Annotated in this window: 25 protein-coding genes; 4 read left to right on the top strand and 21 right to left on the bottom strand. The window is 65.0% G+C overall.

The features are described from left to right. Positions 1-46: 46 nt before the first annotated feature. The 15 genes from RT97_RS03280 to sucC form a co-directional block, all read right to left on the bottom strand. Positions 47-496, bottom strand: a complete 450-nt coding sequence (locus tag RT97_RS03280; protein ID WP_042577355.1) for a type IV pilin protein — start codon at positions 494-496, stop codon at positions 47-49. Next, complete coding sequence (locus tag RT97_RS03275; RefSeq protein WP_253278116.1) at positions 496-5493, bottom strand: PilC/PilY family type IV pilus protein; 4998 nt, start codon at positions 5491-5493, stop codon at positions 496-498. Before RT97_RS03275 ends, RT97_RS03280 begins: the two co-directional genes overlap by 1 nt. Before the next feature lie 15 nt (positions 5494-5508). After that, positions 5509-6081, bottom strand: coding sequence for a pilus assembly PilX family protein (locus tag RT97_RS03270; protein WP_042577353.1), 573 nt, complete (start codon positions 6079-6081; stop codon positions 5509-5511). Then, a complete protein-coding gene (locus tag RT97_RS03265; RefSeq protein WP_253278115.1) occupies positions 6078-6983 on the bottom strand; it encodes a PilW family protein in 906 nt (301 codons plus the stop codon). The genes RT97_RS03270 and RT97_RS03265 overlap by 4 nt, the downstream gene beginning before the upstream one ends. Beyond that, on the bottom strand, positions 6943-7515 hold the full coding sequence (pilV, locus tag RT97_RS03260) for a type IV pilus modification protein PilV (RefSeq protein WP_253278114.1): 573 nt from the start codon (positions 7513-7515) through the stop codon (positions 6943-6945). Before pilV ends, RT97_RS03265 begins: the two co-directional genes overlap by 41 nt. Beyond that, positions 7515-7994 (bottom strand): GspH/FimT family pseudopilin, encoded by a 480-nt coding sequence (locus tag RT97_RS03255; protein WP_042577352.1) that lies wholly within the window; start codon positions 7992-7994, stop codon positions 7515-7517. The genes pilV and RT97_RS03255 overlap by 1 nt, the downstream gene beginning before the upstream one ends. A gap of 286 nt (positions 7995-8280) precedes the next feature. Then, entirely contained in the window at positions 8281-8424 is a 144-nt protein-coding gene (locus RT97_RS34180; RefSeq protein WP_155403716.1) for a hypothetical protein, read from the bottom strand. A 453-nt stretch (positions 8425-8877) separates the two neighbouring features. Continuing rightward, entirely contained in the window at positions 8878-9345 is a 468-nt protein-coding gene (locus tag RT97_RS03250; protein ID WP_042577351.1) for a pilin, read from the bottom strand. A 204-nt stretch (positions 9346-9549) separates the two neighbouring features. Continuing rightward, the gene (locus RT97_RS03245; RefSeq protein ID WP_042577350.1) at positions 9550-10353 is read right to left on the bottom strand and encodes a 3',5'-cyclic-nucleotide phosphodiesterase; all 804 of its coding nucleotides are present in this window, start codon (positions 10351-10353) and stop codon (positions 9550-9552) included. A gap of 29 nt (positions 10354-10382) precedes the next feature. Then, positions 10383-12632, bottom strand: a complete 2250-nt coding sequence (locus RT97_RS03240; protein WP_042577349.1) for a CHASE2 domain-containing protein — start codon at positions 12630-12632, stop codon at positions 10383-10385. Between the two features lie 48 nt (positions 12633-12680). Further along, positions 12681-13349, bottom strand: coding sequence for an FHA domain-containing protein (locus tag RT97_RS03235; protein WP_042577348.1), 669 nt, complete (start codon positions 13347-13349; stop codon positions 12681-12683). A 66-nt stretch (positions 13350-13415) separates the two neighbouring features. Then, a complete protein-coding gene (locus RT97_RS03230; RefSeq protein WP_042577347.1) occupies positions 13416-14225 on the bottom strand; it encodes a Stp1/IreP family PP2C-type Ser/Thr phosphatase in 810 nt (269 codons plus the stop codon). A 28-nt stretch (positions 14226-14253) separates the two neighbouring features. Then, the gene (locus RT97_RS03225) at positions 14254-14937 is read right to left on the bottom strand and encodes a TerC family protein (RefSeq protein ID WP_042577346.1); all 684 of its coding nucleotides are present in this window, start codon (positions 14935-14937) and stop codon (positions 14254-14256) included. Between the two features lie 98 nt (positions 14938-15035). Further along, a complete protein-coding gene (gene sucD, locus RT97_RS03220; RefSeq protein ID WP_007828710.1) occupies positions 15036-15929 on the bottom strand; it encodes a succinate--CoA ligase subunit alpha in 894 nt (297 codons plus the stop codon). Positions 15930-15939: 10 nt separating this feature from the next. Next, entirely contained in the window at positions 15940-17106 is a 1167-nt protein-coding gene (gene sucC / locus RT97_RS03215; RefSeq protein ID WP_042577345.1) for an ADP-forming succinate--CoA ligase subunit beta, read from the bottom strand. Positions 17107-17312: 206 nt separating this feature from the next. Here sucC and argC point away from each other — a divergent pair, with 206 nt between their 5' ends. Beyond that, positions 17313-18236 carry an N-acetyl-gamma-glutamyl-phosphate reductase gene (gene argC, locus RT97_RS03210; RefSeq protein ID WP_042577344.1) on the top strand — a complete coding sequence of 308 codons (924 nt, stop codon included), beginning with the start codon at positions 17313-17315 and terminating at the stop codon, positions 18234-18236. Between the two features lie 21 nt (positions 18237-18257). Here the strand turns inward: argC and RT97_RS03205 are convergent, their stop codons facing one another. The 4 genes from RT97_RS03205 to recA all read right to left on the bottom strand — a co-directional run bounded on the left by RT97_RS03205 (position 18258) and on the right by recA (position 21141). Continuing rightward, entirely contained in the window at positions 18258-18986 is a 729-nt protein-coding gene (locus RT97_RS03205; RefSeq protein WP_042577343.1) for a hypothetical protein, read from the bottom strand. Between the two features lie 114 nt (positions 18987-19100). After that, positions 19101-19532 (bottom strand): hypothetical protein, encoded by a 432-nt coding sequence (locus tag RT97_RS03200; protein WP_042577342.1) that lies wholly within the window; start codon positions 19530-19532, stop codon positions 19101-19103. Then, positions 19513-19974, bottom strand: a complete 462-nt coding sequence (recX, locus tag RT97_RS03195) for a recombination regulator RecX (protein WP_042577341.1) — start codon at positions 19972-19974, stop codon at positions 19513-19515. The genes RT97_RS03200 and recX overlap by 20 nt, the downstream gene beginning before the upstream one ends. A 57-nt stretch (positions 19975-20031) precedes the next feature. Next, positions 20032-21141, bottom strand: coding sequence for a recombinase RecA (gene recA / locus RT97_RS03190; protein WP_042577340.1), 1110 nt, complete (start codon positions 21139-21141; stop codon positions 20032-20034). Positions 21142-21288: 147 nt separating this feature from the next. On the opposite strand from recA, the gene RT97_RS03185 reads away from it, so the two are divergent. Both RT97_RS03185 and RT97_RS03180 read left to right on the top strand, forming a co-directional pair. Next, entirely contained in the window at positions 21289-21774 is a 486-nt protein-coding gene (locus RT97_RS03185) for a MarR family winged helix-turn-helix transcriptional regulator (RefSeq protein ID WP_042577339.1), read from the top strand. Between the two features lie 64 nt (positions 21775-21838). Then, positions 21839-22513, top strand: a complete 675-nt coding sequence (locus tag RT97_RS03180) for a response regulator transcription factor (RefSeq protein WP_013544267.1) — start codon at positions 21839-21841, stop codon at positions 22511-22513. 23 nt (positions 22514-22536) lie between these two features. Here the strand turns inward: RT97_RS03180 and RT97_RS03175 are convergent, their stop codons facing one another. Then, on the bottom strand, positions 22537-23562 hold the full coding sequence (locus RT97_RS03175) for a hypothetical protein (RefSeq protein WP_155403715.1): 1026 nt from the start codon (positions 23560-23562) through the stop codon (positions 22537-22539). A gap of 68 nt (positions 23563-23630) precedes the next feature. Here RT97_RS03175 and RT97_RS03170 point away from each other — a divergent pair, with 68 nt between their 5' ends. Beyond that, positions 23631-25073: a sensor histidine kinase gene (locus tag RT97_RS03170; RefSeq protein ID WP_042577337.1), complete on the top strand. Its 1443-nt coding sequence runs from the start codon at positions 23631-23633 to the stop codon at positions 25071-25073. Positions 25074-25091: 18 nt separating this feature from the next. Here RT97_RS03170 and RT97_RS03165 read toward each other — a convergent pair whose 3' ends face one another. Next, positions 25092-25289, bottom strand: coding sequence for a hypothetical protein (locus RT97_RS03165; RefSeq protein WP_042577336.1), 198 nt, complete (start codon positions 25287-25289; stop codon positions 25092-25094). Positions 25290-25294: the final 5 nt, after the last annotated feature.

Here is a 25294-nt window from a genome sequence, read left to right as displayed (position 1 = left end):
CTCCCGGGCCGGCCTCTTGCACGCGCGCCGAGTTGTAAGCGCGGTCCTAGCGCCAGCAAGTCGCCACAGTTCCCGGCGTCCCGGCGGCCATGCCCTTGATTCCCTTGGCGTCCAGCGTGAAATTGCCGCACTTACTGTCGGCACCCTGGGCCCCGGCGCGCGATGCCAGCAATCCATAGCCACCGTTGCCGGCATCGCCGGCAATTATTGTCAGCGTGTAGTAGCCGTTCTGCGATGCAGCGCCTGAAGGTAACTTCAGCTTGTCCACATCGGTGGCGTAGCTGCCGTTCTGCGCCCTGTAGCGCTCCTGGCGCGCCGCAGCGTCGTTGAGCAGGTTCTGCCCTTCCACGCGCCGCGACCGGAACACGTACTCGGTGTACGACGGATAGGCAACCGCCGCCAGAATGCCGACGATGGCCACTGTGATCATCAGCTCGATCAGGGTAAAGCCCTTTTCAGCATTGCGCACTGGTTTCTCCTTGAATGCTTGCCACATCAGTTCGGGGGCTGCTTGCGCCAGCTCTGACGGCCGAACTGCAAGCCGTGGTTGACCCGACGCTGCGCATTTCCGCTGGGATCGAACACCCGTTCCCCGCGAATGGTCTGCCTGCCTGCGCCGGTTTCGGTGCCACTGACCTGGCCACCGCCAATCGCGTCGGCCGAGTTGAAGATCCCATCGCCGTTCATGTCGAACACGACGTAGTCGGTGCGGCCGCCGCCATTGGGATCGATACCGTAGATCGTGCCGCTCATCCCCGCCGCGCAAGGATCTTCCGAGGTCCGTACAGACGAGAAGAAAAGCCCACGGCCGTACAGCGTCATGTCGTAGACCATCTTCTCGCCGTTGCGCGGCAAGTCCACGACCCATCCCCACTTCTGGACATCGGCGTCGGTCCTGCCCGTGGCGTTGGTCTTGTACCACTGCACGATGTTGTTGGTCAGCGAAAAGTTGCCTGTGCCGTCCAGGTCGGCGAAGGTCTGGCCCTGCAGATCGGCGCGCGCCTTGGCCGCCGTGGGCAATGGCGAGGGCGCTGCCGTATTCCTGACGTTGTAGCGCTCCCAAATACCATACATGGTCTGCTTCTGCGGGTTGCTCTTGTCGCTGGCCGTCAGCAGGCGGCCGGTGCCGAAGATCACCAGATCGCCCTTGCCCGAGGGGTGGGGCGTCACGTAGGGTGCCGCAGTGATGGGCTGCCGCTTGCCGTCAGCGTCCTTCGCTGTGTAGAACTTCTGCACCGTCCAGGCCGAGACGTCGCCACTGCTCATGTCGAAGCGCCACACATTGCCCGCGAGGTCGCCTGCATAGCCCAGGTCCACCTTGCCATCGCGGGTGTTGTCCACGGCGAGCATGCGCGACAGGCCGTTGCCCAGGGGCATCGCCGCCGTCATCTCGTCGGACGTCATACCGCCGTCGAGAGCAAATTCGCGCAGCACGCTGCCGTTGGAGATGTCCAGGACGAACAGACTGGCACCGCCACCGCCCGCGGTGCTGTTGGCGCCCTGGTAGCCACCGGGCACCAACGCGACCCACTTGCCTTTGCCAGTTGCAGGGTCGTTGAGGCGGGCGATGGTTGGCTGCGCCAGCGAACTGCCCATGTTGGCCTTCTGCTCGGAACCGAACTCCCACAGCAGCTGCGGCGAAGTGGGATTGGTGACATCGAGTGCGAACACTTGCCGGCCCCCTGCACCCAGGCTGCCGATCAGGACCTTGTGCCATGCCCCGCCGAAAAACACGTCCGAGGCAATGGGCGAGCCATCGACGTAGTAGCGGTGGGGCGTGCCGTCCTTCTTGCCGTAGTCGGGAGCGGTCAGCGTGTTGAGGCTGCCGCGCAGCGCCGTGGGAATGAACGCGAATTCCTCGACCCCGTTCTCAGCCCGGAAGGCGTGGAACATGCCGTCGTTGGCGCCCACATAAATCATCTCGGGCTGGCCGTTCTGGCCGGTCACGAAGTCCGCGTAGTTGCTTCCGGTGCCTTCCAGCACATCCGCGGCGGCCGCCCGATAGAGCGCACCCTTCACACGCAGGGGCGACGAATTGACGATGTCGCCCAGCAGGTTGACGCTGCCATTGGCGAGGTTCTTGCGAACGCGCAGCGTATTGCTGTCGCCGCGCAGGAAACTGATGCGCTGTTCGGCCTTGGCGTCAGGCAAGTTGTTGGCAGGGTTCTTGTTGAGCGCGGTGAGCCAGGCCGCATCGGCCGTTTGCGCGGTGATACCCGCGAAGGTGAAAGGCCTCAGCGTCGGCACGGTGGTGCCGGCACCCGCATACAAGATCTTGCGGGGCGTGCCACCGCGCGCAGCCAGCTTCTCCGCCGCACTCCACTGCTTCACGTAGTTCAGGCCCGTGGTGGCGTTGTCCGTGAGCCGCTCGCGAATGACGTCGCCAACCCATCCATCGGCCTCGAAGCGGGTGCGGTAGATGTCTGCACCCGCGGCGATGGTGCCGTTGGGAACGTCCACTGACACCGCCGTCACCGAATTGGTGTTCTGCAGGATGTCGTTGAAGGCCTTGGTCATCTGCGCCTTCAGCGTGGTGGCGTTGGTGACCAGGAAATAGTTGTCCGGATCGCCCACGACCGTGGCCGGATCGCGCCCGGGCATGCCGTACTTGGCGGCGTACCACAGCGGCCCCTTGAGGAAGGTTCCCGACGTGCTGGTGGTGCTGGGCGTGAAGGTGCGGGTGGCCGTGAGCGGAAGGTTGGCGCACTCGGTGTCGTTGGGCCGCGTCGAGCAATAGCCCGGCGCGCGGGAAGGTGGCGTGTTCAGCGCGTAGTACGCGGAAGCGGTGTCCTTGTCGCGCACCTCCAGGTACATGCCGTCCTGCGTGGTGCCCGAGATCACATAGCCCATGTGCTGGCCGATACTGCCCGCCGCGTACTCGGAAAGCATGTCCACCTTGACGCTGCCGTCCTGCTGCAGCGAGACGATGTAGCGCGAGATCGCATCCATGTCGTGGTCGGCGCCCTGCTCGACGTCTTCGTAGTTGATGCGGAACTCCGCATAGGGCCGTCCCCCGTTGATGTCGGGGTTCTGGTCGGCCGTGCCGGTGTTGGCAATGCGGTCGACGTAGTAGTCGACGATCTGATCGGTCGGTGCGAAGACCGCCGCATTGATGTTCTGGTTGCTCACCGATCCGCTCACCGATTTGGCAAACGGGGAGATCGTCACGTATCGCTCACCGCCCACAGGAAAACGGATTTCCGGCAGCGGCGAGGCGATGGCCACCGAATAGGTCATCAACCGGTTCTTGCCCTTGGCATTGCCGAACGCCACATTGTTCGCCCCGAAGCGCGAAACGCCTGCGGCGTAGTAGCTGCCTTCCTTGCTGGGCTCCTGGGGTGACAGACCACGCACCCAGGAGAGATCGTTCACCGTTTTCACCGACGGGGCGCCGTTCGCATTGGTCGCGCTCGACTGGCCGATGAAGAAGCTCTTCCCATTGATGCCCTCGGCCGTGCCGATGGCCTGCACCTCGTTGGCGGCATTGAATCCGGTGAGGGCAGTGGCATCGGGCGTGATGGACGTGAAGCGGCTCCCCGGCATCTTCGTGTCGTACGAGGGATTGATGTCGCTCACCACCGTCATGACAGGGCGCGCGCAGTATTGGTAGCCGCCGCCGGCAGGCTTGGCCGCATAGGGGGGAAGCCAAGCGGGCTTGGACAGGTTCAGGGGATCCGCGCTGTCCTTGGCCCCGCTGCCGTAGTCGTACTGGCTGTGCGCGGCGGATGCGCCGCCGAAGTAGCGCATCGTCTCGAACATCATCTCGCCCACGGGGTTGCCCCACATCGAGCACATCGACGGGTCTGCCTTGCCGCTGATCGGGCCGTCGACGATCCAGCCGCAGTCGTTGTACTGGCTGCCGTTGAAACCGATCAGGCGCAGGCGGTCCATGTTTGCAACGACGCCGGCGACAGTGGTCTTGTACACGCCGGTTTGCGGATCCAGCTCGTCGGCGAAGCTGCTGATGTTGCGCCGCAGGATGCCCCCTGCGATGTTCTTCTGATAGGAGCCCGACAGCAGGCCGAAGTACATCTTGTTGTTCTCGCCGAAATCGTGCAGCAGCCCGGTCGGCTTGTTGATGGCCGTGCCGCCGCTGTTCGGGTAGGACTTGCAGCTGGCCTCACGCAACGCTGCGTTGGTGCTCGAGCAGGCTTCCACACGGATCTTGCGGGTCGCGATGGTGCTCGCGGGCCGCGAGATCTTCATGGCCAAGGCCCAGTTATCGTCGCCGGTGCCTTCGACGTGGCGGAACTTCACAGCCTTCCAGCCGGCCGTCGTGAAGCTGACGTTCTTGGCGTACAGCGCGAAATTGTCCTGCGTCCGGTTCGAGCCGTGGCCGCCGTACCAGCCGGGCGTCTGATTGCCGATGGTCACATCGACCGCGTCGTCACCATCCACACTGAAGGTGTAGGTCCCTGCCGCCGGAATGTAGACCTCGCCCTCGATCTGGGTCAGGTAGTTATCCTGGGTACAACCGTTCACGCCGCTGAACGGGTTGTTGCCTCCGCCGGTGGTTTCGATCGTGGTGATCGCGCTTGTGCCGCACAGGTTGACGGCGCGCGCGTTGCCGGTCGAGGTGGTGGCGAAGTACGCATCCATCTGCGCCTTGTTCGCGGGCATCGCAGCAGTGGTGGACTTCTTCCACGTCATGATGGTCAGATTCCGGTAGGCGCTGCTGGGCAATACCTCGAAGTTCGAGCCGGCGGCCGTCGCGCAGTCCACATTGCCCAGGCACTTGTCTTGTCCGGCGGTTCCTTCCTTGGACACCCAGTCCCAGATCTGGAACTTCGAGTCGTTGAGAACCCGCAGGCGCGGGATCGCATCGTCGCCCGTCTCGCCCAGCGTGGTCACGGCAAACAGATGCCGGGTGCCGCTCACCGGCTGGGCGAGCGGCGCGTAGTTGCTGATGTCGTAGACGGCGCCGTCGCGAACGGGGTCGTACGCCTTGCCCCAGGCGTGCGCGTCGCGCGGCACGTAGGCGGCCTGCAGGACGGTGCTGGTGGTGGTGTCGGTCACGCGCATGCCGCCGTAGAGCACGCGCCGGATGGCATCCATGCGCGAGGTCGCGAGATAGTTCAGGAAGTCGCCGCTCCAACGCGTTCCGCCCGCGCAGATCTTGTTCTTGGCGCCCGTGGCTGCTGCCGCCGGCGTGAACTTGTCGTTGCTGTAGTCGTAGCACGCGTTGTTGTTGAAGTAGCCGTAGTAGTCGATCTGGTCGGGCTTGTAGCCCACGTCGATCACGCCGTCGCCGTTCAGGTCGGAGGCATCGTTGTAGGCCTCGTAGTACAGCTTGTGGTCGCGCCCCATCACCAGCATGTTCAGCGGAGGGTTGCTCTCGCTCACGAAAAGCGGCGTCTGCGCCAGGCCGGTGTCTCCGCTGTCCTGTGCGGTCGCCAGGTGCTGGCCGAACAGCATGGCTGCTGCGGCCGTGAGGAGTCCGACCGTGTGGAAGATGCGAAAGGGCGAGCGATTTGAAGTTGTGGAACGAGCCATTTCAGCCCTCCTCGACTATTTGATGAACAGATTGATTGCGGACCGCAGGCAAAAAGCCAGGGGTCCGCAATTTTGAACGGCGTCGGTGGACGTGGCTTGGGCGTTGAGCTCGTAGAACTCCATGCAACCGCCCGTCGCCGCGTCGAGCGCCGAGGTAGCGCTCGAGCCCTTCGGACACACGGTGGAGATGTATCGCGGGTACCAGGAGGCATAAGGCCCCGTGAAGCCGCTGGCCGAGGCAATGGAGCCAAACGAGGTCTGCAACCCGAGTGCATCGGTGCGAGCTTCCGAGATGAAGCAGGGTTTGACGCCGTCGTAGGGAGTGGTGGCGCCATCCGCGCACTTCGACAGCGCCAGACCGTATTTCTGGATGGCGCGTTCGCCGTCGCGCAGCGCGCCGTCTGCTGTTTCCTGGAGCCGTTGGCTCTGGAGCATGTTGCCGGCGATGCGCGACTCCAGCGTGATGGTGCGCATACCCACCACTGCGAGCACGAGCACAAGCAGCATCATGATCATTGCGACGAACAGCGCGGCACCGCGCTGGCGTGCCCTTGCGGAAGAGGTCAGGAAAGGACGTGGTGCGCTCATGGCATCAGATTTCTCAACGTTAGGGAGCCGCTGGCAAGCTGGTAGAGCTGGCCTTTGCTGACGTCGCAACTGGCGCTGGCGCCGCCCGCAGCTGTCCAGCTGGCACATGCGCTCGAATCAATGCCGCCCGTCACGCGTTCGGCCGTGCTGGACAGCAGCACGGCGTAGCGCAACGAACGGATGACATCGTCAGCCGCAAGGGTGCCAGTCTTGAATTGCTCGACGCGCCGCTCGGCAAACGAGTCGCTGCCTTTGCCGACGCCGAACTCGAAGTGCACGTCGCGCACGCCAGCCGCCACCTCCTGCTTCTCGGCGTCGGCCTGGTTGCCGGCCTGGCAGGCCAGTGCGCCCTGGCTCAGAAAGTACTTTTCGACGAACATGCCCGCGCCCAGTTCCGGCGCCGGCGGGGCTTCGTAAGCCTTCAGGGCAGCAATGCCTGCCGCTGATCCGGCGCAGTCTTTCTCGTTGTTGTCGCGGGCCTGGTAGCGCAGACAGAGGGTGCTGGCGTCGATGGCGTACATCGCCTGGCCTACGGCGAATTTGCAGCCGTTGGGATATGCCGCGTCATTGGCCGGAAAAGCCTCGTCCATCGACTGCGTCGGGTCGCGCCTGTAGCCAGCCTTCGTGAAGTCGTTGTCCAGGGCACCGATCGCATAGCGGCTGTTGCCCAGGTTTTCGCTCTGGCTGGTGCGGAAACCGAAGTTGCGCAGCCCTTCCATGTAGATGGTGGTTGCGATCAGCACGACGACGAGCCCCACGGCAATGGCCACCATGAGTTCCACCAGCGAGATACCTCGCTGGACCGTGCGGGGACGGCGGATGACGCTGCCGAGCGTCGACGAAAAAGTGTGCATCATGGGTTCAGAGCTTCGATCGCAACTCATACGTGCAGAAAAGGTCATCGCTTCCATCCTTGAGCAAGCATTGGCCCTTCTTGACCGGCCAGGCGACGGTCACGGAAATCACGCCGGTGCCCGCATCCACCGCAACGACGAAGTTGCTCGTGATCAGGCTGTTCTCCAGTTCGGGCATGAGTTGCCGAGCGCGTGCGCCCCAGCAGCCCAGCCGCTTGGCGGGCGCTTCCGCCAACGGCTTGCAATCTGCATCGGCAACCGTCGCGACCGCGGTCCCGGCGGCTTTCGCATAGCCGCCCAGATCGGCCTTCGGTGCGCCGTCGGCTTGCAGCACGGTGAGCGTGTCGCCCCGCATCGTCTCCATCAATTCGGAAGCGACCATCGACGCCATCTGGCGCCGCTCGGTATCCGTGGTGAATCCGATGGCGCGTACATGCATGCCGGCTGCGCCAAGCAGGCCGATGCTGACCAGGAGCACGGCCATGAGGACCTCGATAAGGCTCATGCCCGCCTGGCGGGACGACGATGGAGAGCGCGGATTTTTCATGTGATTGGCAGCGACAAAAATGCCGGACTTCATCAGCAAGCCTGGCCGGAAGCGGCGCTTTTCAGCCGCACCAGACCCGCGCCGGACACGCTGAGGCACTGGATGCGCGTTGCATTGGTTGCCGAAAACGTAACCACATAGGAGGTGCCTCCTCCGGCAGTCCGCGCCTGGCCCGAGGACTCGAAGACCACACCGCCGGTCGAACCCGGCTCGATGGTGACCGCGTCGGACAGCGCGGCTTCGCGCAGCACTTCGGTCCCGAGCTTGGCTTGCCACGTCTGCCCTGTCGCGGTCACGGTGGTCTGCGAGCGCTTATAGACACCCTCGGCACGGGCGAACTGGAGCAAGGTCAGCAACTCTTGCGCGGCCGATGTCACCCGTTGATTGGCCATCATGGTCGTGAACGAGGGCAGCGCCAGGACGGTCAAGATGGCGACCAGAACGACAACGACCATCATCTCGATCAGGGTGAAGCCTTTCTGCCGCTGCGGTAGGAAAGTTGATTTATGCATTGCGTGCCGGAGCTATCGGGCTTTAATGACGAGTCCAAGTGAAGAACGTTTCCAACAGTAACGTTTTTACATGCAATTGTTACTTTGACGGGAGCCCGCTCGCCCGCTTGAATTGACCGTTCGTCTGAAATCCTGGCTCATCTACCCGCGGTTTCACCGATGAGCGCGTGCGCCGGGATCCAGCAGTCAAGTTGCTGGCCTCAAAGGCCGCTTGCGTTTTTGGCGTCGAGAAGATGGCGTGTCGCCACCACGATCAACCGTTGCGAAGCCTTAAGTGGTAGCAAGGTCAACGGCCGCCCTTGAGCCATAGCTCGTATTCAGCCGAGAACGCAATGCGGAACTGCTCGATATGGACTTGGGCTTCGTCAGAATGACCCGGCAGTTGGGCACTCTCGATCAGCTTGACTATCGCGTGGGGCTTTGGCGACAAATGGCGTCGATCTCCCTATTTGGCAAATGCGCGGCAATGGCAGGGGAGCTATGCCGCACCACTAGCTTTCTTGGTTGAGGCCTAGAACAGCTGAAACTATCAATGATGAATAAATTGTCTCGACTCGAAAATTCTGAAGCTGCGGAACTAAGGCGTGGCCCTGATGCAGCTGCGGCTCGGTCGGGTGCGAATGAAGGCTTGAGCGCAGCCTTGCTGGCTTTTGACGCGTCCGCTCAGACCGGATAAGCACAAGATTGGCAACCGATTGTTCGTTAACTCATCCGGCAGTCTCAGCGCAAACGCTATCCGCGGGCTCGGCACCAGAGGGTGACGGAATATGGGGACAGGCACCTCATGCTGCCGGACATTAAATTTTCTAGGCACTGCTTGCTCCTATTGCCAGACGAAAAAAAGCCGCCCGTAGGCGGCCTGTTTTCTACTATTAGAGATTGGTTACTCTGCCGCTGCACCGCGGCAGCTCGCCGGCAGATGCTTGGATTCACCGGCGGCCTTGGTGCAGGTCCAGGTGATTTGGTCGTTAACAGTAGCCTGGACCGGGCTCATCTTGAAGGAAGGCTGGGTTGCCGCACCAGTGTTCTTCGTAACGACGGTGATTTCACCACCGGCGGCGATAGCGACGCTGGCAACATATGCGTTAGCCGCACTGGACGCAGTAAAAGCATAGCCCGAAGAGTCAGCCGTAACCTTGTCCAGACCGCCCAGAGCTTGGGCGGTTTCAGCGACAGCCAACTTGGCAGCTGCCGCTTGGCCCAGCGCTTCCGTGACCTTGGCGCGGATCGTGTAATCTTGGTACGCGGGCAGAGCCACAGCAGCCAAGATACCAATGATCGCCACAACGATCATCAATTCGATAAGGGTAAAGCCGGCCTGTGCGCGGCGGGCGATCTTGCGAACGTTCATGAGAAAAACTCCAGGTTGGTTGTAAAGCCCGGGAACCAGCCCGGAGCGGAGTACCTTCCGCAGCATCCGTGCCACCCGCTTTCCTACCCCTGCAGTGACCGAATGCGTCACCTTTGTTCACATTGGCGTTACAGCAAGTGACACAACTTGCTTCAAGATGCTACAAGCAGTGACAAATTTGTCATGCTGAGGTGCCATCAAGGATCAGAACGTCAAGATCCCATCCGCCTTCAACCAGCGAATATCTCGCTGCGCCAACCCCGCCACCTGCCGCCCGGCCAGCACTTCAATCTGGCTCATGATTTCTTCGGTTTCCGCTGGCTTGGTGTGGGTTATGTAGATCGGGTATTCCTTACCCGGCTCGATGTGCGAGAGCTCATCGGCCAGCACTGCAGGCGACAGGTGCAGGCTGCGTTCCGCCAGCGCGTGCTCGCGGCTGCTGAAGGCCGTTTCGATGACCAGCATCGCCACGTCGAGCGCGTTGACGCGGTCCCAGAAGGGCGCGTTGCGCTCGGTATCTCCGCTGAAGACCCAATGGGCGCCGCCTGTCGCCCGGCGCACCGCGAAACCGCAGGCCGGGACAGTGTGGACTGCAGGCAGCACCTCGATCAGCTTGGGCGCGACGGTGCCCAGTTGAAGCATCTGCCCGACCGAGATGTCGTGAAAGCTCACGAACGGCGCCTCGGGGCTGGGAATGCTTTCGAAATCGGGCCAGATGACGTTGTTGAACACGTGCGCGCGCAGCGCTTCGATGGTGGCGCGCAGCGCATGCACGCGCAGCGGCTGGGTGCGACGGCTGCCCACGGCGTCGAGCATCAGGGGCAGTGCGGCGATGTGGTCCAGGTGGCTGTGCGTGAGCACGACATCGTCGATAAACGCCATCTCGTCGAGGGTGAGATCGCCGACGCCGGTGCCCGCATCGACGAGCAGGTCCGAGTCGACCAGGAACGAGGTCGTGCGGCAGTCTTTGGCGATGGCGCCTGAGCAACCCAGCACACGAACCTGCATTGTGAGAGACCCCTTGTCTGTGTCTGTCGTCATTTGGTTTCGAACCGGGTTGCGCCGTCCCAGCTCGGGTCTTGCGGACGCAACGCCATCGAGGCTAAACGCTGGGCGTAGAGCTGGTAAAGGACTTTTTTGGCATCCGCCGCTAGCAGGGGGGCGAGCAGGTTCCGCCCCACGGCCCAATCCTGCTGCCGGTAGGCCGCCAGCACCTGTGCCCACCGCTGGAGCTGCCCCGTGCGCTGCGCCGCAATGGCGGCTTCGGTGGTGAGCGGCGTGAAAACCGCAACCGCCTGTGCCTTGCCTTTGACGAGCACGCTGTCCAGCTCCTGCCAAGTGTAGTCGGGGGTGAGGTCGCGCGTGGTTGCGCTGGCCACGATCTCCACGCCGTAGTGACCGCTCAGGCCCTCCAGGCGCGACGCGAGATTGACCGCGTCGCCGACCACGGTGTAGCTGCGGCGCGCGGTCGAGCCCATGTCGCCGACGCTCATCACGCCGCTGTTGATGCCGATGCCCACGCTGATCTCGGGGCGTCCGCCGGCGCGATGCATGCGGTTCATGTCGCGCACCGCATCGGCCATCTCGAGCGCCGCGTGCACGGCCAGCGCGGCGTGGTCGGGCGTGTCGATCGGCGCGCCCCAGAAGGCCATGACGCAATCGCCCATGTACTTGTCGACAGTGCCGCGGTGCGCGCTGATGACGTTGGTGAGCCGGCTGAAGACGGTGTTCAAAAAGGCCTGCAGCTCGGCCGGCGCCATCTGTTCCGACAGGCGAGTGAAGTCGCGCATGTCGCAAAACAGCACGGTCATTTCCTTGCTCTCGGCGCGCATGCTGTAGCGGCCCGGGCGCTTGAGCATTTCATTGACCAGTTGCGGCGGCACGTAAGTGCCGAAAAGCCGCACCAGCCCGCGCCGCGTGCGCGACTCGACGAAGTAGCCCCAGCTCATGTTGAGCGCGAAGGCCAGCGCGACCATCACGAGCGCCGACGCGAGTGGCAAGACAAGGCTGTGGCTCGCATAAAGCCAGGTGTTGAGCGCGACCAGCACCGCGGCCGCTCCCGCACCCAGCAGCACGGCCCGCGCCGCCGGCAGCAGCGACAGTCCGAACGCCAGCACGAGCCCCGCGATGAGCACGGTCAGCACCTCGTAGCCGGGCGCGTAGTCCGGTATGGCGAGCAAGCGCTGATCGAGCAGGCCCGAGACGATGTTGGCGTGCACTTCCACACCCGGAAACGCCGCGCCGACGGGCGTCGCGCGCAAGTCCTGCAGGCCCGGTGCCGTCGCGCCCATGAGCACGATCTTGTCCTTCAACTCGCCGGGCGCGAGCCGGCCTTCGACGATATCGGCGGCCGCCACGTAGCGAAACGAGCCGCCGTTTGGCCCTCCGAGTCCGCGAAACGGCACCTGCATGCTGGCGGTCCCGTCGACGGGAATGCGCAAGCGCCCGATCGTCAACGAGTCGAGCCGAGGCGTGGCGGGGCCCGGTGCAAGGAGCGGACGAACCGGCGGCGATCCGTTCGCGAGCCTGTAGACGGCAAGGCCCAGCGATTCGTAGAAGCCCGGCTGCGCGTGATCGCCTTCGTAGCGGGCGATGAGCGGCACACTGCGAATGGCGCCGTCGCCGGTCTCTCCGACCAGCGTGTTCAGGAAACCCGCGGCGGGCGCGGCCTGGGCCAGCATCGGCAGGCTGGCGCCGAAACCGTTCCAGCGCGTGGCGTAGGCTCCGCCAGCGGGAAAGATGTCGGGCGAAAACAGCGGCGCAGCCGGCAATTGCCCTTTCGCGCTCGGCACCGGCGTCCTGGTGAAGTAGTAGCCGAGCGCGATACGTCGATTGCGTAGCGCCCCGGCGAAGGTGATGTCGTGGTCAAGCGTGGGTGCGAGGCGTTCGATTTCGGCGGCGAGCCCCGGCATGTGGCGCAGGGGCCCGTTCGCGATCTCGCGCAGCCTCTCGGTGCTGGAGCTGCGGTCGGGCTCCAGGAACATGACGTCGAATCCGAGCACGGCCACCTGCTGGCGGACCAGGAGTTCGGTCGTGAGGCGGGCCATCGTGTCGCGCGCCCAGGGCCACTGACCCTGGCGCGCGAGGCTCGCGTCGTCGACGTCGACGATCACGACGCGCGTGTCGAGCGTCCGCGGCATGGTGGCGCGCAGGCGGATGTCGTAGATCAGGTTGTCCAGGCGGTCGAACGCCGTCAGTTGCCAGATGCCCGTGGCGTGCGCCAGCGCCAGCAGAACCGGCAGCAGCGTGATGGCAATGCGCGGCCAGTGCCGCCGCAGCGCATTCATGAGGTCTCGCTCAGGCGGCCCGCGCTGCGCCGGGGAAAAGGAAAAGGCTCAGACCCGGACGAACTGCATGCGGGTGGCGCCGCCGAGTTCGAGCACGTCGCGCTCCTGCAATGCGACGGCCTCTGTGCCGAGCACCGCGCCGTTGAGGGTGACGTTGCCCATGACGCTGGCTGCCACGTAGCCCTGCCGGCGGCGCGTGACGACCGCAACGGCCACGCCGGGCTTGCCGATGGTGGTGACCACCTTCTGCAGCGGCACGTCCTGGCCCTCCTGGCCATCGGGGCTGTTGTTGCTACCGGAGAGTACGCGAAGCATTGGGATGCCCAGCTCGATGAGCGCGCCGGATTCCGTGGGCGCCGACGAAAGCGGAATGGAAGTGGAGAACTCGCCAGGCGCACTGCGTGCCGAGCCTGGGCCGATGGCCAGGTTGCTGCGGGCACGAAAGTGGATGCGGCAGCCACCGACTTCGACAACGTCGTTGTCCTTGAGCGTCTGCTTCTGGATGGCCAGCGCGTTGACGTAGGTGCCGTTGGTGCTGTTGAGATCTTCAATTTGGACTTCGCCATCGCTCATGTGCAGCACGGCATGCTCGCCGCTGACCGCCAGATTGTCGATCACGATGTCGTTGTAGGCGCGTCGGCCCAGCGTCGTGCGGTCCTTGGCAAGCGCCACTTGCCCGATGACCACGCCATCGACCGAAATGATCATCTTCGGCATTGCCGGCTCCCCAAGTGCAAAACTGTAACGAGCGCAAGCGGGACGGCTGTTTGCCGCCAGGGCCTGCTACCTGGCCATCCGGGACGTGTCGCCAACGTCCGCCCTTGCCAGAACAACCGAAATGTTGTCCCGGCCGCCATTGTCGTTTGCAATTGCAACCAAAAGTTGTGCTTTTTTCTGAAGGCCGACATCGTGTTCTAAAAGCGTGAAAAGCTGCGCATCCGTGATCATCTCGCTCAGTCCGTCGGAGCAAAGCATATAGAGATCGCCGGGTCTTGCGCTGTGTTCATGCATCTCCAGCAAGACTTGGGCCTCCACCCCTACCGCCCGGGTCACCAGGTTGCGGGTGGGCGAACTCAGGGCTTCCTCGGGGGTGATGGCGCCGGCATCGAGCTGTTGCTGCCGCAGCGAATGGTCGCGCGTGAGCAATTCCAGCTTGTTGTTGCGCAGGCGATAGCAGCGCGAGTCGCCGATGTGACCGACCAGCACGCGCTGGGGCCGGAAAGCCGCCAGCACCAGCGTCGTTCCCATGCCCTGCAGCTCCGCGTTGGTCGTGCCGGCATGCAGGATGGACGCATTGGCCTCGTCCGTGGCGGCCTGCAGCGCCCGGCGCACCACCCGCGCCGGCGCCTGGAGCCCGGCCTGGGCGAACCAGCGGGCGAAGCTCGCGTGCAGCAGCGAGACGGCCATGGCGCTGGCCACCTCACCGCCCTTGTAGCCGCCCATGCCGTCGGCCAGCACGGTCAGCCCGAGCTCGGGATCGACATGAACGGCGTCTTCGTTGTGGGCGCGCACGCGCCCGACGTCGGTCAGCGCCGCGAACTCCCAGCACAGCGCCGGTCGGCTCGAGAAAAGTGAAGCGCCGACGCTCGCCATGGTCTGCAGGTGTCGGCCGAGCGAACGCTCAGTGGGCAGCGGCGTGAGAGCGCCGTTGCAGCAGGCGGCCCACGGCCACGACGAACACCGCGCCGGCCGCAGCCGCTGCATAGTGCAACCACGGGTTGGCCACCAGCACGCCGCGCAGCGCGACGTCGCTCACGATGGTTTCGCCGCCGACCCAGCCGATCAGCGCGGCGCCCAGCATGACGATGATCGGGAAGCGTTCCATGAGCTTGATCATGAGGGTGCTTCCGAAAATGACCAAGGGAATGCTGATCGCCAGGCCCAGGATCAGCAGAACCATGCTGCCCTGTGCGGCTGCCGCAACAGCGATCACGTTGTCCAGGCTCATCACCAGGTCGGCCAGCAGGATGGTGCGCACCGCGGCCATCATGCTGCCGTATTCCTTGGATTCGCCGTCGCCGTCGTCTTCTTCGCCCAGGAGCTGCAGGCCGATCCACAGCAGCAGCAGGCCGCCGATGATCTGCAGGTAAGGCAGCGCCAGGAGCTTGGCCGCCACCACCGTCAGCACAATCCGCAGCACGACGGCCGCGCCCGAGCCGAACAGCACGGCCTTTTTCTGCTGCGCCGGCGGCAACGAGCGCGCCGCCATGGCGATCACCACGGCGTTGTCGCCCGAAAGAATGATGTTGATCCAGATGATCTTGACCAGACCGATCCAGAAATCTGTGCTTTGAAGGAGTTCCATGTCTCTGATCCCACTGTGTTTTATTTGAAAAAAGCGCCCGCAATCCAGTGCGGGCGCTTTTTTGTTTCTGCGTGGTCCTGCGGCAAGCCGCGGCGTTTTTAGAGCTGCGCCTTGAGCAGCTTGGCCAACTCGGAGAAGTTGCGCGTCACGGTGAAGCCGCACTCTTCCATGATGGCGAGCTTGGCATCGGCCGTGTCGGCACCGCCCGAGATCAGCGCGCCGGCGTGGCCCATGCGCTTGCCGGGAGGGGCGGTGACACCGGCGATGAAGCCGACGACCGGCTTCTTCATGTGTTCCTTGCACCAGCGGGCTGCATCGGCTTCGTCGGGGCCGCCGATTTCGCCGATCATGATCACGGCATCGGTGTCCGGATCGTCGTTGAAGGCCTTCATCACGTCGATGTGCTTGAGGCCATTGATCGGGTCGCCGCCGATGCCCACTGCCGACGATTGGCCCAGGCCGATTTCCGTCAGTTGAGCCACAGCTTCATACGTCAGCGTGCCCGAGCGCGAGACCACGCCGATGCGGCCCTTGCGGTGGATGTGGCCGGGCATGATGCCGATCTTGATTTCGTCGGGCGTGATGAGGCCGGGGCAGTTCGGGCCCAGCAGCAAGGTCTTCTTGCCGCCGGCCGCTTCCTTGGCCTTCATCTTGTTGCGCACTTCGAGCATGTCGCGAACCGGGATGCCTTCGGTGATGCAGATCGCCAGGTCCAGGTCGGCCTCGACGGCTTCCCAGATGGCGGCCGCGGCGCCTGCCGGCGGCACGTAGATCACCGACACGGTGGCGCCGGTTTGCGAAGCCGCTTCCTTGACCGAGCCGAAGATCGGGATGTTGAAGATCGACTCGCCGGCCTTCTTCGGGTTCACGCCCGCCACGAAGGCGTTCTTGCCGTTCGCGTATTCCTGGCACTTCTCGGTGTGGAACTGGCCGGTCTTGCCGGTGATGCCTTGCGTGATGACTTTGGTGTCTTTGTTGATGTAGATCGACATGACTTGTTCCTTAGGCCTTCTTGACTGCTGCCACGACCTTCTGGGCCGCTTCCGCCATGGTGTCGGCGCTGATGATCGGCAGGCCCGAATCGGCCAGCAGCTTCTTGCCTTCGACTTCGTTGGTGCCCTTCATGCGCACGACCAGCGGCACTTGCAGGTTCACGGCCTTGCAGGCTGCGATCACGCCGGTGGCGATGGTGTCGCACTTCATGATGCCGCCGAAGATGTTCACGAGGATGGCTTCCACGTTCTTGTTCTTCAGCATGATCTTGAAGGCTTCGGTGACCTTCTCGGGGGTGGCGCCGCCGCCCACGTCCAGGAAGTTGGCCGGCTCGCCGCCGAACAGCTTGATGGTGTCCATGGTGGCCATGGCCAGGCCGGCACCGTTCACCAGGCAGCCGATGTTGCCGTCCAGCGAGATGTAGGCGAGGTCGAACTTGGAGGCTTCCACTTCGGCCGCGTCTTCTTCGTCGAGGTCGCGCAGGGCCACGATTTCGGGGTGGCGGAACAGCGCGTTGCTGTCGAAGTTGAACTTGGCGTCCAGCGCCATGACGTTGCCCTTGCTGTCACGGTTGAGCGGGTTGATCTCGACCAGCGAGGCGTCCGTCTCCATGTAGCAGGTGTAGAGCTTCTTGAGGATGTCGACCGTCTGCGCGGTCGAGTCGGCCGGCATGCCGATGCCGTCGGCGATCTGCTTGGCCTGTTCGTCGGTCAGGCCCTTTTCGGGGTCGGCGAACACCGTGATGATCTTCTCGGGCGAGGAGTGGGCCACTTCCTCGATGTCCATGCCGCCTTCGCTCGAAGCGATGAACGCGACCTTCTGGGTCGCGCGGTCGGTCACGGCCGAAACGTAGTATTCCTTGTTGATGTCGGCGCCATCTTCGATGTAGAGGCGGCGCACCTTCTGGCCTTCGGGGCCGGTCTGGTGGGTCTTGAGCTGCATGCCGAGGATTTCGCCGGCGAGCTTCTTGACGTCTTCGATCGACTTGGCGACCTTGACGCCGCCGCCCTTGCCGCGGCCACCCGCGTGGATCTGGGCCTTGACGACCCAGACCGGGCCTCCAAGCTTCTGGGCGGCTTCGACAGCCTCCTGAACCGTATAGGCCGGGATGCCGCGCGGCACCGGCACGCCGAACTTGGCAAGGATTTCCTTGCCTTGGTACTCGTGAATCTTCATGAGGGATGTCTCTCGGAAGGAGGAGGTTGAGAACGGGAGATCTGGGGTCTGAGGCTTCTTTGGCTCTGTTGCTCGCGGGCGACGGCAGCCTGACGGCTGGGGGCGGCGAACAACCGCGGACTGTATCATGGTGCGCCGCACCAATACTCGACGTGCGGTTGCGGTCAATACGTACTTTCTTCTAGTCACTCTACGCACACTCCGATATGGCCAAGGTTTTCATCGACGGCGAAGCCGGCACCACCGGCCTTCAGATTCGCGAGCGGCTGCAGACGATGCCGCAAATCGAACTCGTGAGCATCGCGCCCGAGCTTCGCAAAGACGTGAACGCCAAGCGCGAGCTGATGGCCGGCGTCGACCTCGTGGTGCTCTGCCTGCACGACGATGCGGCCCGCGAATCTGTCGCGCTGATCGACCAGCTCCCTGGCAAGAAACCCAAGATCATCGACGCCTCCACCGCGCACCGCGTGGCGCCCGGCTGGGTGTTCGGCTTCCCCGAACTCGTCGAAGGCCACTGGCAGGCCGTGGCGAATGCCGACCGCGTCGGCAATCCCGGCTGCTATGCCACCGGCGCCATCGCCATGGTGCGCCCGCTGGTCGATGCGGGCATCCTGCCGGTCGACTTTCCGGTGTCGCTGCCCTCGGTGAGCGGCTATTCGGGCGGCGGCCGGGCCATGATCGAGGAGTACGAGGGCGGCAAGGCGCCGCTGTTCGAGACCTACGCCCTCGGCCTGAAGCACAAGCACATTCCCGAAATCATGGCCTACACCGGCCTCACGCGCCGGCCGGTCTTCATTCCGTCGGTGGGCAATTTCAAGCAGGGCATGCTGGTGCAGTTGCCGCTGCACCTGGACCTGCTGCCCGGCAAGCCGAAGTCCGGCGACCTGCAGGACGCGCTCGCCGCGCACTACGCGCGCAGCAACACGCCTGATCAATTCGTGAAGGTGTTGCCGCCCACCGAGAACGGCAAGCTCGACGCGCTGGCGCTCAACGACACCAACCAGCTCGAGATCCGCGTGTTCCCGAACGAGGACCACCGCCATGCCGTGGTGATCGCGCGCCTGGACAACCTCGGCAAGGGCGCCAGCGGCGCCGCGGTGCAGAACCTGAAGCTGATGCTGGCGCTCTGAGCGCCACGCACCTTTTCCTTCCTACCTGACGAGCCAGAGGCCGATGCCGAGCAGGACGGCGTGCGCGCCCAGCGCGATGTAGAGCGGCGTGCGCGAAGGCGTCGCCATCTCCTGCAGCGTCTCGTTGATGCGGCGCGTGAGCAGCGCGCGGAGCGCCGGATCCTGCGCCGCGCCCTCCCCCGCCACCGGCTCGCCCTGCGCAATGCGGCCTTGCTGCCACTCGGCCAGCATGTCGCTGAGCGGCAGGCGGTTGAGCACGAAAGCCACCACCGATCGCACCGCCCTGCCCTCTCCCAGCACCGGCGCGAGTTGCTTGGTCAATGCATCGACCGACAGCCAGTCGGCTGTTCGCTGAAGCGCGCCGTGCGTGCGCGGCATGGCCTCGATGCGGCCCGCGACCGCACCGGCCAGCCGCTGCGACACGGCCTCGCCGCGCGCCGCGACAACGTGCTGCATCGCCTTCGCGCGTCCCTGGTGTACGCCCAGCATCGCGTAGACGACAACGAACAGCAGCAGCAGCACAGCGACCAGCACAGCCGGCGTAGTGATCAGCGCCACGATGGCGCCGGCACCGCCGGCCCGCGCCGCCGTATTGCCCGGCCCGTTCAGCTGGCTCAGGTAGAAAAAGAAGACACCGCCACCGAGCACCACGCCGAGCAGCACGCCCTTGATGACCGAGCCGGCAAAGCTGAGTCCGGCCTTGGCGCCGGTGCGGACGAGAGACGGTTGGCTGACGGGTTCAGATGGCATGAGGGCTCCTCCAGGATTTTTTTGAGAAACCGGCGCATGCAACGCCGGTCGCCGCAGATCATGCCATCGCCGCCCTCCCCCGCTGCAACGCGCCGGGCCGCAGGCGCGACCGGCTCAGCCCGCTTCGAGCAGTTGCTTGAGCGACTGCAGGTCGCGCGCGATCCAGGCGGCATCGCGCTCGAAGGCCGCGTCGTCCATGTGCGGCTGGCGCAGAAGCGTGAACTGCAGCTCGCAGACATCCGGCGCAACGCCGATCACGCGGAACGGCAGGTAGACCTCCGGCACGCCCTCGGGCGCGACCCAGTGGTCGAGCACGCCGAGCTCGTTGGCGGGCGCAAAGCGCATGCGGGCATCGCCGCTTTCGGGCGTGCGCACGATCCAGTGGTCGCCCTGCGGCAACAACGCGCTCTTGGCGAGGCCGCTGGCCCAGTCGGGCAGTCGCGCGGGATCGGCGGCGACCTTGTACGCACGGCGCCATTCGCAGGCCACGCGCTGCACGACGACGCGCGACTGCGCGCCTTGATCTTCATTCGTCTGCTGTTTCATCGAAATCGCTCCTGAGCACCTTGGACACGACGGCGCCCGAGAAACCGCGCGCCATCAGGAATCGCATCTGCTTCGCCCGCTCCTTCGCATCGGCCGGCGGCGCGTCGAAGCGGCGGCGCCACAGGGCCGTGGCGCGCTCGACTTCTGTCTCCTGCAGTCCAGCCACCGCCTCGGCGATGGCCTCGGGCGCGATGCCCTTGGCCTGCAACTCCTGCCGTACCCTCAACGCGCCCGATCGGGCGGCGCGCTGGTTCAGCACCGAGGCCACCACGCGCGGCTCGCTGATGAAGTCCTTGTCGACGAGCTCGTCGAGCGCCTTGGCGAGCGTGCCGGGTTCTTCTTCGTGCCTGGCAAGCTTGCGCTCCAGTTCCGCGCGCGAGTGCTCGCGCTGGCTCAGAAGCCGCAGCGCACGGCCTTTGAGAGAAGGAGCACCGAAAGCCATTCGTGCAGGGGTCGCTCGCGCAGCCCGCGAAATTCGCGAAGGGCCGCGCGTTCGAACTTACTCGGCCGCCTTGTCAGCCTTGGGCGCCTTGGCTGGCTTCTCGGCCTTCTCGGGCTCCGAGCCTGCATCGGCGGCCAGCAGCGGAATGCCCAGCGACTCGCGCACCTTGTTCTCGATCTCGCGTGACAGCTCGGGGTTCTCGCGCAGGAATTCGCGGGCGTTGTCGCGGCCCTGGCCGATCTTCTCGCCGTTGTAGGCGTACCAGGCGCCCGACTTGTCGACGATCTTGGCCGTGACGCCCATGTCGATGACTTCGCCTTCGCGGCTGATGCCCTCGCCGAACAGGATGTCGAACTCCGCCGTCTTGAACGGGGGCGAGACCTTGTTCTTCACCACCTTCACCTTGGTTTCGTTGCCGATGGCCTCGTCGCCCTTCTTGATCGTGCCGATGCGGCGGATGTCCAGGCGCACCGAGGCGTAGAACTTCAGCGCGTTGCCGCCGGTGGTGGTTTCGGGCGAGCCGAACATCACGCCGATCTTCATGCGGATCTGGTTGATGAAGATGACCATGCAGTTGGTCTTCTTGATCGTGGCGGTGAGCTTGCGCAGCGCCTGGCTCATCAGGCGGGCTTGCAGGCCGGGCAGCGAGTCGCCCATTTCACCTTCGATTTCGGCCTTGGGGGTGAGCGCGGCAACCGAGTCGATGACGATCAGGTCGACAGCCCCCGAGCGCACCAGCGAATCGACGATTTCCAGGGCCTGCTCACCGGTGTCGGGCTGGCTGATCAGAAGGTCGGACAGGTTCACGCCGAGCTTCTGGGCGTACTGCACGTCGAGCGCGTGCTCGGCGTCCACGAAGGCGCAGGTGCCGGCCTGCTTCTGCATGGCGGCGATGACCTGCAGCGTGAGCGTGGTCTTGCCCGAGGATTCAGGGCCGTAGATCTCGATCACCCGGCCGCGCGGCAGGCCGCCGACGCCCAGGGCGATGTCCAGGCCGAGCGAGCCGGTGGAGACGACCTGGATGTCTTCCAGCGCCTCGCCTTCGCCCAGCCGCATGATCGTGCCCTTGCCGAATTGCTTTTCGATCTGGGCCAGCGCGGCCTGGAGGGCCTTGGCCTTTTCACTGTTGGCGACCGAGATGCTTGCGCCCTTGACGACTGCGTCCATGTGGAAATCTCCTTGAAAATCAACGGGTTGTGTCTGGTTTCAATCCATCTGCTTTTAATCACAGGCTGGATGCTTGAACAGTAGTGTAGGGGTTCATGGGTTGGCGTAAACCCATTTTTTGGTCAGTTTGCTTTACCATCTGAGGCCATGGCCGAAGCCGCTTTCCCAACCGATCCCGACGCCTGGCGCCAGACACACCTGGGCCGCCTGCTGGGCCACGCGATGCGCCGTTTCGACGAGCGCGTGCTGGAGCTGATGGCGCATGACATCGACGTGCCGCTCGCCCTCTCGAACCTCGCCGCGCGCGCCCAGGTGAGCGCCGCGCACATCCACATCACCCGGCATCTCGCGCGCGAGGGCTCGCGCCTGACCGAGATGGCCGAGCGCGCCGGCATGACCAAGCAGGCCATGGGTGCGCTGGTGGACCAGTGCGAGGCGTGGGGCCTGGTCACGCGCGGCCCCGATCCGCTCGATGCGCGCGCGCGCCGCGTGCACTTCACCTCCGACGGCCTCGCCTGGCTGGACGCCTTCCGCAGCGCGGTGACGCAGGCCGAGCGCGAGTTCCGCAGCAGTGTCGGCGACGAGATCGCCACCGTGGTAACCATCGGTCTGGAAGCCTATACGGCCGCGTAGACTCCCTCGCAGAGACAAATGTGAATGGCGCCCGCACGGCGCCTGAACCGGCCGGAGGTGGCTCATGCGGATTCTGATTGCCGAAGACGACCAGGTGCTCGCCGATGCCCTGCTGCGGAGCCTGCGCACCTCGGGCGCGGCGGTCGATCATGTGGCCAACGGCTCGCAGGCCGACACCGCGCTCATGACCCACAGCGAGTTCGATTTGCTGATCCTCGACCTGGGCCTGCCCAGCCTGCACGGCATCGAGATCCTCAAGCGCCTGCGCGCGCGCGGCTCGCAGCTGCCGGTGCTGGTGCTCACCGCAGCCGACAGCGTGGAAGAACGCGTCAAGGGCCTGGACCACGGCGCCGACGACTACATGGCCAAGCCCTTCAGCCTGCAGGAACTCGAGGCGCGCGTGCGCGCCCTCACCCGCCGCGGCATGGGCGCCACCAGCAACGCGATCCGCCACGGCCCGCTGGTCTACGACCAGGCCGGCCGCGTGGCCACGATCGACGGCAAGATGATCGAACTCTCGGCGCGCGAGCTCGGCCTGCTCGAAGTGCTGCTGCAGCGCGCCGGACGGCTCGTGAGCAAGGACCAGCTGGTCGACCGCCTGTGCGAATGGGGCGAGGAGGTGAGCCTCAACGCGATCGAGGTCTACATCCACCGCTTGCGCAAGAAGATCGAGAAGGGCCCGGTGCGCATCGCAACGGTTCGCGGACTGGGCTACTGCCTCGAGAAAATCCCGGGCTGAAGCCCAGTCCTGCGGCTTCCGCGTTACGGCTGCTTGCGCAAGTTGGCCGTCAAGGTGGCGCCGTTGGTCGTCCGGACCAGGAAGAAGATGCTTCGGAAGAAGCCATTGCTGTCGAAGGAACCCGCAGGCACCAGGAGGATGGCCGCCGGCCCCAGGTAAGGCCGATCCGTCTTGAGCTTGCAGGCATCCTTGCCGTCGACGCTGTCATCGACAGCGCTCAGCTTGAAGCCGAACATGTTCTTGGAGGTGCTGGGTTCGGCGTGCGCGATGGTGCCCGAGATCGCGCAATTGCCGACTTGCACCCCGGCGGTCTTGCCCGTGAACTTCCCGGCGGCGTCCACTTCGATCGACAGGCGCACGCCGAAGTTGCTGTCCGGGTTGGCCCACTTTCCGACCACGCTGTCCTGCGAAACCGCCAGCGCGTTCTCGGTCGCATAGCTCAGGGGGCCGAATGCCGAAGGCTCGCGCTTGCCGTAGGCATAGGTGCCGCTCATCGTCTTCTTCGCGGCGAAGGTGCCCGACCCCGTCACGGGCGAGGCGTCGATGAAGTAGTAAGCCGTGTCCGGGTTGAAGGACCAGTCCAGGCCTGCGACCTTGATCGATCCCCACAACGTGCCGATGTGGTCCTTGCTGGCGATCGCACCGTCCGCCCCAACGAGGGCGAGATCGAACAGCGAGGCGTAGATACCTTCGCTGTCGTTGCCCACGGCGGCGGTCGAGCCGGCCTGTGGCGCGCTCAAGGACGGGAGCGGCTCGCTGCCTGGCACCGGGTCGCGATTCGGCGGCGTCGATGGCGCAGCGGGTCGCGCGGGTTCTGGCGCCGTTGCCACCGATGCGACGGGTGGCACGGGAAACGCGACACCGCCGCCACCGCCACCACCTCCACCACATCCGGTGATCGCGACGCCCGCGGCCAGCGCCGTCGCGGCGATCCTCCATGGCTGCGCGCAGCCACTCAATGACTTGTTCTTCATGACTCTCCCTGAGATTTTTTGGAATTGCAGAAACTGCGCGCAGAGACTACAACCGGGCACCCATGCAACCACCACGGTGCACTTGCATCGGACGCACTAAGTCACGCCCGCAAGTAATTTCTCGCCCCTCAGGAACCTGCCCCTTGAAGCTTTTCCAGCGTGCCCAGCGCTCACTCTTCGGCGAGATCCTGGACTGGATGCTCACGCCGCTCCTGCTGCTGGTGCCGGTGAGCATCGGCGTCACCTGGCTGGTGGCACAGGGCATCGCCAACGCACCGTTCGACCGCGCGCTCGAGCACAACGTCAAGGCGCTGGCCGAACTGGTGACGGTGAAGGATGGACAGACGCAGTTCGTGCTCTCGCAACCGGCGCGCGAGATCCTTCGCGCCGACAACGCCGGCCACGTGTACTACCAACTGCTCGATGGGCACGACACGCTGCTCAGCGGCGATCGCGAACTTCCGATGCCCGGCCTCGACGAGCCGCTGCCGCCCGGCCAGGTGTTCCTGCACAACAGCGCCCTGCACGGCAAGGAGGTGCGCGTGGCTTCGCTGTGGATCGCGAGCGGCGTCGACGACGTGCCGCCCACGCTGCTGCAGCTGGCCGAGACGCGCGAGAAGCAGTCGGTGCTCGCCATCGAGATCATCAAGGGCGTGCTGCTGCCGCAGTTCGCGATCCTGCCGCTCGCGGTGCTCCTGATCTGGCTCGCGCTGGTGCGCGGCATCAAGCCGCTGTCGGTGGTGGAGGCGCGCATCCGCGAACGACGCCCCGGCGACCTGAGCCCGCTCGACGAGTCGTCGGTGCCGCTCGAAGTGGTGCCGCTGGTGTCGTCGGTCAACGAACTGCTGAACAAGCTCAACGACTCCATCGACACGCAAAAGCGCTTTCTCGCCGACGCGGCCCACCAGCTGAAGACGCCGCTCGCGGGGCTGCGCATGCAGGCCGACCTCGCGCAGCGCGAGGGCGCCAACGCCGACGAACTGAAGCAGTCGCTCAAGCAGATCGGCCGCGCCAGCGTGCGCGCCACGCACACGGTGAACCAGCTGCTGTCGCTCGCGCGCGCCGAAGGCAACAGCGCCAACTCGCACCGCCAGCCCTGCGACCTCGCGCGTCTCACCATCGAGGTGGTGCGCGAAGCGGTGCCGCGTGCGATCGAGAAGCGCATCGACCTGGGCTACGACGGCGCGGAGGCCGGCGCGCCCGGCGTGATGTTCGACGGCAATCCGACGCTGCTGAAGGAGCTGGTGCGCAACCTCGTGGACAACGCGCTCAACTACACGCCCTCCACGCCCGATCACCCCGGCGTGATCACCGCGCGCGTGCTGGCCGACCCCTTCGGCCATGTGCTGCTGCTGCAGGTGGAAGACAACGGCCCGGGCATCGCCGAGTCCGATCGCGAACTGGTGTTCGAGCCCTTCTACCGCGTGCTCGGCAACGACGCCGACGGCTCGGGGCTGGGCCTGCCGATCGTGCGGGAGATCGCGAACCAGCACCACGCGCAGGTGAAGCTGGAGGATGCACACCCCGGCAAGCATCCGCCGGGGGCGCGCTTCACGGTGCGCTTCGAGAGCGGGGCGCTCTCGTGAGCGCAACGGACGAAGCGATCAAGGCGCCGGCGCCCCCGCCTTCGCGTCCTTGCGCACCTGCACCCACTCGGGCTTGATCTGCCGCGCCATGCGCTGCGGCTCGCGCTCGCTGAGGCTCGCCGGCGCGAGGCCGAAGCCCACCAGGTCGCCGCGTGCCCACAGGAAGTAGCCGGCGTTGGCCAGCAGCAGGACGATCAATGCCAGGCGCAATTTCATGGGTG

Origin of the sequence: Variovorax paradoxus, from assembly GCF_000834655.1 — a bacterium.
GTDB lineage: Bacteria > Pseudomonadota > Gammaproteobacteria > Burkholderiales > Burkholderiaceae_C > Variovorax > Variovorax paradoxus_F.
This window is presented reverse-complemented; position numbering and strand designations above follow the sequence as displayed.

Bases quoted from the DNA above. Each gene is read 5' to 3' on its own strand.
- RT97_RS03280 (WP_042577355.1), bottom strand. From the start codon at position 496: ATGTGGCAAGCATTCAAGGAGAAACCAGTGCGCAATGCTGAAAAGGGC.
- RT97_RS03275 (WP_253278116.1), bottom strand. From the start codon at position 5,493: ATGGCTCGTTCCACAACTTCAAATCGCTCGCCCTTTCGCATCTTCCAC.
- RT97_RS03270 (WP_042577353.1), bottom strand. From the start codon at position 6,081: ATGAGCGCACCACGTCCTTTCCTGACCTCTTCCGCAAGGGCACGCCAG.
- RT97_RS03265 (WP_253278115.1), bottom strand. From the start codon at position 6,983: ATGACCTTTTCTGCACGTATGAGTTGCGATCGAAGCTCTGAACCCATG.
- pilV (WP_253278114.1), bottom strand. From the start codon at position 7,515: ATGAAGTCCGGCATTTTTGTCGCTGCCAATCACATGAAAAATCCGCGC.
- RT97_RS03255 (WP_042577352.1), bottom strand. From the start codon at position 7,994: ATGCATAAATCAACTTTCCTACCGCAGCGGCAGAAAGGCTTCACCCTG.
- RT97_RS03250 (WP_042577351.1), bottom strand. From the start codon at position 9,345: ATGAACGTTCGCAAGATCGCCCGCCGCGCACAGGCCGGCTTTACCCTT.
- RT97_RS03245 (WP_042577350.1), bottom strand. From the start codon at position 10,353: ATGCAGGTTCGTGTGCTGGGTTGCTCAGGCGCCATCGCCAAAGACTGC.
- RT97_RS03240 (WP_042577349.1), bottom strand. From the start codon at position 12,632: ATGAATGCGCTGCGGCGGCACTGGCCGCGCATTGCCATCACGCTGCTG.
- RT97_RS03235 (WP_042577348.1), bottom strand. From the start codon at position 13,349: ATGCCGAAGATGATCATTTCGGTCGATGGCGTGGTCATCGGGCAAGTG.
- RT97_RS03230 (WP_042577347.1), bottom strand. From the start codon at position 14,225: ATGGCGAGCGTCGGCGCTTCACTTTTCTCGAGCCGACCGGCGCTGTGC.
- RT97_RS03225 (WP_042577346.1), bottom strand. From the start codon at position 14,937: ATGGAACTCCTTCAAAGCACAGATTTCTGGATCGGTCTGGTCAAGATC.
- sucD (WP_007828710.1), bottom strand. From the start codon at position 15,929: ATGTCGATCTACATCAACAAAGACACCAAAGTCATCACGCAAGGCATC.
- sucC (WP_042577345.1), bottom strand. From the start codon at position 17,106: ATGAAGATTCACGAGTACCAAGGCAAGGAAATCCTTGCCAAGTTCGGC.
- argC (WP_042577344.1), top strand. From the start codon at position 17,313: ATGGCCAAGGTTTTCATCGACGGCGAAGCCGGCACCACCGGCCTTCAG.
- RT97_RS03205 (WP_042577343.1), bottom strand. From the start codon at position 18,986: ATGCCATCTGAACCCGTCAGCCAACCGTCTCTCGTCCGCACCGGCGCC.
- RT97_RS03200 (WP_042577342.1), bottom strand. From the start codon at position 19,532: ATGAAACAGCAGACGAATGAAGATCAAGGCGCGCAGTCGCGCGTCGTC.
- recX (WP_042577341.1), bottom strand. From the start codon at position 19,974: ATGGCTTTCGGTGCTCCTTCTCTCAAAGGCCGTGCGCTGCGGCTTCTG.
- recA (WP_042577340.1), bottom strand. From the start codon at position 21,141: ATGGACGCAGTCGTCAAGGGCGCAAGCATCTCGGTCGCCAACAGTGAA.
- RT97_RS03185 (WP_042577339.1), top strand. From the start codon at position 21,289: ATGGCCGAAGCCGCTTTCCCAACCGATCCCGACGCCTGGCGCCAGACA.
- RT97_RS03180 (WP_013544267.1), top strand. From the start codon at position 21,839: ATGCGGATTCTGATTGCCGAAGACGACCAGGTGCTCGCCGATGCCCTG.
- RT97_RS03165 (WP_042577336.1), bottom strand. From the start codon at position 25,289: ATGAAATTGCGCCTGGCATTGATCGTCCTGCTGCTGGCCAACGCCGGC.